6 protein-coding genes are annotated in these 6,775 nt (G+C 46.3%); all 6 read left to right on the forward strand.

The features are described 5' to 3' along the window. The first annotated feature begins 124 nt into the window (after positions 1–124). The 6 genes from HU824_RS02305 to HU824_RS02330 all read left to right on the forward strand — a co-directional run bounded on the left by HU824_RS02305 (position 125) and on the right by HU824_RS02330 (position 6,450). Complete coding sequence (locus HU824_RS02305; RefSeq protein ID WP_136008733.1) at positions 125–730, forward strand: SIS domain-containing protein; 606 nt, start codon at positions 125–127, stop codon at positions 728–730. Beyond that, the gene (locus HU824_RS02310) at positions 718–1,647 is read left to right on the forward strand and encodes a carbohydrate kinase (RefSeq protein ID WP_176467956.1); all 930 of its coding nucleotides are present in this window, start codon (positions 718–720) and stop codon (positions 1,645–1,647) included. Before HU824_RS02305 ends, HU824_RS02310 begins: the two co-directional genes overlap by 13 nt. A 165-nt stretch (positions 1,648–1,812) precedes the next feature. Next, positions 1,813–3,195, forward strand: coding sequence for a hypothetical protein (locus HU824_RS02315; RefSeq protein ID WP_176467957.1), 1,383 nt, complete (start codon positions 1,813–1,815; stop codon positions 3,193–3,195). Continuing rightward, positions 3,192–3,809, forward strand: coding sequence for a DUF5043 domain-containing protein (locus tag HU824_RS02320; protein WP_117878322.1), 618 nt, complete (start codon positions 3,192–3,194; stop codon positions 3,807–3,809). Before HU824_RS02315 ends, HU824_RS02320 begins: the two co-directional genes overlap by 4 nt. A gap of 36 nt (positions 3,810–3,845) precedes the next feature. Beyond that, a complete protein-coding gene (locus tag HU824_RS02325) occupies positions 3,846–4,460 on the forward strand; it encodes a DUF5043 domain-containing protein (protein WP_136008735.1) in 615 nt (204 codons plus the stop codon). A 112-nt stretch (positions 4,461–4,572) separates the two neighbouring features. Further along, on the forward strand, positions 4,573–6,450 hold the full coding sequence (locus HU824_RS02330) for a DEAD/DEAH box helicase (protein WP_136008736.1): 1,878 nt from the start codon (positions 4,573–4,575) through the stop codon (positions 6,448–6,450). Positions 6,451–6,775: the final 325 nt, after the last annotated feature.

Genomic DNA, 6,775 nt, shown 5'->3' on the forward strand with positions numbered 1-6,775 from the left:
GACGTTTCAAACTATTTGAGGCGACAAAAATACAATAAAACTTATTGCCGTTTATAGAAAATTGCAGATATTTGCAATTGCTATAATTTTAAGTACATTAATCAAATTAGCACATTAAGTAAGTATGATTGCATCCATTCAAGAGCTTTTGCAGAAAGAGGCACAAGCCGTACTGAACATTCCAGTGACGGACGCTTATGAAAGAGCTGTAGAACTCATCGTAGAACAAGTGCACCGCAAAAAAGGGAAACTGGTAACTTCGGGTATGGGCAAAGCCGGACAAATAGCCATGAATATCGCTACCACCTTCTGCTCTACCGGTATTCCGTCCGTTTTCCTGCACCCCAGCGAAGCACAGCATGGTGACCTCGGCATCCTTCAGGAGAATGACTTGTTATTACTCATCTCCAATTCGGGCAAAACTCGTGAAATTGTGGAGCTGACACGGCTGGCACATAACCTGAACCCGGAACTGAAGTTTATTGTCATCACCGGAAACCCTGATAGCCCCCTGGCACACGAATCCGATGTATGCCTCAGCACCGGGAAACCCCAAGAAGTATGCGTATTGGGCATGACGCCCACGACTTCGACCACTGCCATGACCGTCATCGGCGATATACTGGTGGTACAGACCATGAAAGAAACCGGATTCACCATTGAAGACTACTCCAAACGCCATCATGGTGGTTACCTCGGAGAAAAATCAAGATCATTATGCGTAAAGTAATAGGTATCGGAGAAACCATACTGGACATCATATTCCGTGACGAACAGCCCACAGCAGCCGTTCCGGGTGGTTCGGTATTCAACGGCATCGTTTCATTGGGACGTATCGGCGTCCCTATCTGCTTTATCAGTGAAACGGGCAATGACCACGTGGGTAATATCATCCTCAACTTCATGCGCGAGAACAATATCCCCACAGACCATGTCAACGTGTTCCCCGACGGGAAGTCACCCGTATCACTCGCCTTCCTGAACGACCGGAGCGATGCGGAATACATCTTCTACAAAGACTATCCCAAGCAGCGTCTGGACGTGGAATATCCGCAGATTCAGGAAGACGACATCATCATCATAGGTTCGTACTATGCCCTGAACCCTGTATTGCGCGACAAAGTGCAGGAATTGCTGGAACGCGCCCACGACATGCACGCCATTATCTACTACGACCCCAATTTCCGTTCGTCCCATAAAGAGGAGGCCATCAAGCTGGCTCCCACCATCATCGAGAATCTGGAATACGCCAACATCGTGCGTGGTTCGCAAGAAGACTTCTTCTACATGTGGGGCTTGCAAGAGGCCGACAAGATATACAAGGACAAAGTGAAGTTCTACTGCCGTAACTTCCTCTGCACGGCCGGTGCAGAGCAGGTGTCATTGCGCACCGGCACCATCTCCAAGGAATACTCCATTCCTCCGCTGGAAGCCGTCAGCACCATCGGCGCGGGCGACAACTTCAATGCAGGTATCATCTTCGGGCTGCTGAAATATAATGTACGCTACGAGAACCTTGATACCATGGACGAGACTACTTGGGACAAGGTCATCCGGTGCGGCATCGAGTTTGCCGCCGAGGTATGCCGGAGTTTCAGCAATTCCGTATCCAAGGAATTTGCAGAAGCACGGCAATTCCAGCCATAACCGCCCCTTGCAGCAGGGTGTGTCCACCACAGGTTGCACGGCCTAAGAATCCATGCAATCTGTGGCGAGCAGCTTACGGATTAACAAAATTATCCTGCCTTTCCTTTCATTTCTGCTTTTTTTTTGCTTTATTTGTCAATTCATTACACCTTAAGCATTCGCGCTATGAATACCAAAGCAAGCAGGCAGCACCCTCCAACCCTTCCTAAGCAGAAATGGCAAAACATCTGCCTTGCCTTGTGCATTCTTTTAGGAATACTCGCCTCTTGCGAAACAGAAGAATCCTTCTATCAGCCCCAATTACCGGCAAACGATGTCCCGTTGACCCGGCAAGCGTTATTCAAGCCAGGAAACTTCTTTGCCTACACCGACTCTACCCTAAAAGCCGTGATTTCCGCACTACGCAGAGTGGAAGAAGAAAAGCATTTCACCGCTTCTTTCCTGTTGAAATACGGCATTCCTCTCTGGAACTTCACCTATAAATTGACTGGAGAAGAGACCTGTATCTTCGTTCCCCTCTACCGCCTTGACAAGCCACACTGCATCGATGCCATCTGGCTGTTGCACATCAAAGACGGATGGATGAAGTTTCTTCCATTGAAGCGTGATGACGAACTCATAAGAGAAAGCGACCAAGTGTTCATATTCGACTTATTAAGCTATCTGGTATTTGGCGAAGAGAATGCGCAAGGACTCACATTCAAGCCTCATGTCCAGACCCGTTCGGTAATAACCGTCACCCAATGCTGGGATGTATATACCAGACCTAAAGACCAGCTGGAATACAGCTATACCAACTGCGTTAGTCATTCCTATTGGGTGGATGATGCCTTTATAAATAATAGCAACTGGAACAGTGGTGGAGGAGGAAGTGGCGATGTGTGGATTGGAGGAGGAAGTTCTGGAGGTTCCGGCTCTTCATTGGGTACTCCGGCAGGAAATATATTCAAGAAAGAAGCCGACCAAGACTCGCTTTTATGGGTAATCACCGAAAACATGACAGCCCGAATCATGGAAGACTGTTTGGGAGGAGACCTATACAGCCAACTGAAAGAGAAAGTCAAAAACAACAAGATCAATTTGGAATTCGATTTCGGCAAAGGGTATTCCTACAATTGGGAAGAGCATACCTTGCACATCGGATTGGAAGAATTGGAAGCAAACAACCTTCTGCATGAAATGTTCCATGTTTTCCAAACCACACAAGAGCCTATATCATCGTTCAAAAGTTCTATGATGAACAGAGAGATAGAAGCGCACTATGCACAATACCTGTTCTTGCGGAGGAGCGTGGAGTGGACGGAACAGAAAAAGAAGAAATATACAGATAGCCAACGCCTAAACGCAACAGCCTTACTGAAAAACCATGTAAATCAACAAGGGCATGTCAAGACTTCTTTCTTGGATTTCTTTGAAACCTATGTATCTAATAATGTTGTTAATGCTTTCCGTAAGGAAGGATACGAAGATTATCCATTCAAAGAGTATTCGGATATCACCAATATTTTTCCCAACATAAAATTAACAACTAAAAATTGTAACGAATGAAAAGACTATTATTTATTACACTGCTTATAGGATACATCTATCCTTGTGTAGCACAGGACAAACCTATCAGAACAGAAGAAACGCTCGAAGAAACAGTCATTTATAAAAAGACTACCACTTTTAGGGTGGATGGTTATACGTACCAATGCGATGTAGATGACGGCAGCCAGTTTGTGACTCTTCATAACAAAGAGAACAAGTTGACATACAAAGATATTGTATATAAAGCCACAGGAAAAATATACATCGGTAGCTGGAATGAAAAAAAAGTAATTGAATACGATAGCTTCATGAGTAAACAAGCAGACCGCATTGTGGACGAAGCTTTTACCAAAGCCATGGCAGATGAACTCGGAAAGCGTGAGTTCACAATAACCATGCTTCTCAGTCCGGATACGGGGAAAGTAATAGAAGTGAATTTCAATTTCACAACCTTTAGCCCATACGCCAGAGTGCCACTGCATGTCTATAGGGAAATCGAAGTAAAACTGAAAGAACAAATACACTTTAAACCCGGAGAAGTGGGAAAACAACTCAATTACATCATGCTATCATGGAGACAAAAACCTAAAGGGAAACTCCCCCCATTACCACCTCCCGGTTCGCTAATGTAAGCAACATACAAAATTAACAACTAAAAATTGTGACGAATGAAAAGACTATTGCTTATTACACTGCTTATAGGATACATCTACCCTTGTGTAGCACAGGACAAACCTATCAGAACAGAAGAATCACTTTGGGAAACTATTATTTATAAAAAGACTACTACTTTCGATGTAGACGGTTATACGTATCAATGCGATGTAGATGACGGTAGCCAATTTGTGACTCTTTATAATAAGGAGAACAAATTAACATACAAAGATATTGTATATAAAGCCACGGAAAAAGCATATATTGGTAGTTGGAACAGTAAGGTGGTTGAATACGATAGCTCCATGAGTTGGCAAGAAGACTTCATTGTAGACCAAGCATTCACCAAAGCCATGGCAGATGAAATTGGGAAAGATGAGTTATCAATAACCATGCTACTAAGCCCAGACACAGGAAAAGTAATCGAAGTATATTTCAATTTTACGACCTTTAATCCATACGCTAGAGTACCACTGTATGTCTATAGAGAAATCGAAGTAAAACTGAAAGAACAAATTCAATACAAACCAGGGGAAGTAGGAAAACAACTCAACCATATCATGTTGTCGTGGATGCAGAAACCCAAAGGAAAACTCCCCCCATTACCACCTCCCGGTTCGCTGATGTAAGCAACATATAAAATTAACAACCCCAAATGGTAACTTATCAACCATCCATTACCGATTATCCACTGAAAAGCCCTATCTTTGCGCCCGAAATATAAAGATAGACAGAATTTTAATGAAGACATTTGAAGAGCTCGGTGTGTCGCCGGAGATACGCCGCGCCATCGAAGAAATGGGTTACGAGCAACCCATGCCGGTACAAGAGGAAGTAATCCCATACCTTTTAGGAGAAAACAACGACGTAGTGGCACTGGCACAAACAGGAACAGGAAAGACTGCCGCGTTCGGCCTGCCACTCATACAAAAGATTAACGTCGGCAACAGAATCCCCCAATCCCTTATCCTCTGCCCCACCCGCGAACTCTGTTTGCAGATAGCAGGCGACTTGAACGATTACTCGAAATACATCGACGGCCTGCGAGTGCTGCCCGTATACGGAGGCTCGTCCATCGAAAGCCAGATACGTGCACTGAAACGAGGTGTACACATCATCGTAGCCACACCGGGACGACTGCTGGACCTGATGGAACGCAAAACCGTATCGCTCGCCACCATACAGAACGTGGTGATGGACGAAGCGGACGAAATGCTGAACATGGGATTCACGGACAGCATCAACGCCATCCTGGCCGACGTGCCGCAAGAACGCAACACCTTGCTGTTCTCCGCTACCATGAGCCCGGAAATCGCACGCATCTCCAAGAAATACCTGCGTGATGCCAAAGAAATTACCATCGGACGCAAAAACGAAAGTACCAACAACGTGAAACACGTGGTGTTCTGCGTGCATGCCAAAGACAAATATGCAGCCCTAAAACGTATTGTAGACTACTATCCGCAGATATACGGCATCATCTTCTGCCGCACCCGCAAGGAGACGCAGGAGATAGCCGACAAGCTGATGCAGGAAGGCTACAACGCCGACTCGCTGCACGGCGAACTGAGCCAGGCACAACGCGATGCCGTGATGCAGAAGTTTCGCATCCGCAACCTGCAACTGCTGGTTGCCACAGACGTTGCCGCACGCGGACTGGATGTGGACGACCTGACCCATGTCATCAACTACGGACTGCCCGATGATACCGAAAGCTATACCCACCGCAGCGGACGCACGGGACGTGCCGGCAAGACCGGAACTTCCATCGCCATCATCAACCTGCGCGAAAAAGGCAAGATGCGTGCCATAGAACACATCATCGGCAAGAAATTCGTTGCAGGCGAAATGCCCACCGGCAAGCAGATATGCGAAAAACAATTGCTCAAGGTGATAGACGACCTCGAGAAAGTGAAGGTGAACGAGGAAGATATAGCCGACTTCATGCCCGACATCTACCGCAAGCTGGACTGGCTGAGCAAGGAAGACCTTATAAAACGCATGGTATCGCATGAGTTCAACCGCTTTCTGGACTACTACCGCGACCGCGAAGAGATAGAGGCAGCCACCGGAAGTGAACGCGGCAAGGGTGAGCGGAGTGAACGCCGAAGCAGCGGAAACCGCCAGGCCGAACCGGGCTACAAGCGCCTATTCATCAATCTGGGCAAGATGGACAACTTCTTCCCCAGTGAGCTTATCAGCCTGCTGAACAAGAACACCCGCGGACGCATTGAACTGGGACGCATCGACCTGATGCAGAAATTCTCTTTCTTCGAAGTAGAGGAAAAGGAAGCCGGTAATGTAGTGAAAGCCTTGAACCGTGCCAACTGGAACGGACGCAAGGTATCGGTAGAGATTGCCGGAGAGGAAGGAAAAGAGACCACACGAAGCAAAGGCAAAAAACGAAACGAAGCCCCTGCCTCACGGCGCAAGGAGAAACCCGAAAACGCCCCTACTGCCAAAAAGAGCAAGCCCACACGCGAAGAACGCGGCTATACCAAAGCCCGCGGCAAGAAAGATGACTGGAAACAGTTCTTCCAAGGAAACAACGACTTCAAAGATCCCGAACCCAACTTTAGCGAAGAAGGTTGGGCAAAAAGAAGCAAGAAGAAAAAGTAAATGCATAGTCTGGCATACAGAACGTAGTGAAACATCTCTTCTCCTACTCACAAAGAGAAGAGATGTTTCGTTTTGTCCTGACCATACATCAATGAATGAGTAGACCGTCCTCCGGATAAAGGCAAAACCAGAAGCAGGCATAAGCAGAATCCGCGTATGTCCCATACTTTTTATCACAGAGGTTCATGCAAAAGAGGGTGAATTCTAAGTCCTCTCCAAACAATATCTATAAAATCTTACCCAAGTTTACGAACATTAACGTATCCTTGGGTAAGTTTGTATATAGACATAACTACTCTTCAGAAGTGTATAGCTACTTCCTAAA

The organism is Bacteroides sp. L10-4 (assembly GCF_013373675.1).
GTDB lineage: Bacteria > Bacteroidota > Bacteroidia > Bacteroidales > Bacteroidaceae > Bacteroides > Bacteroides muris.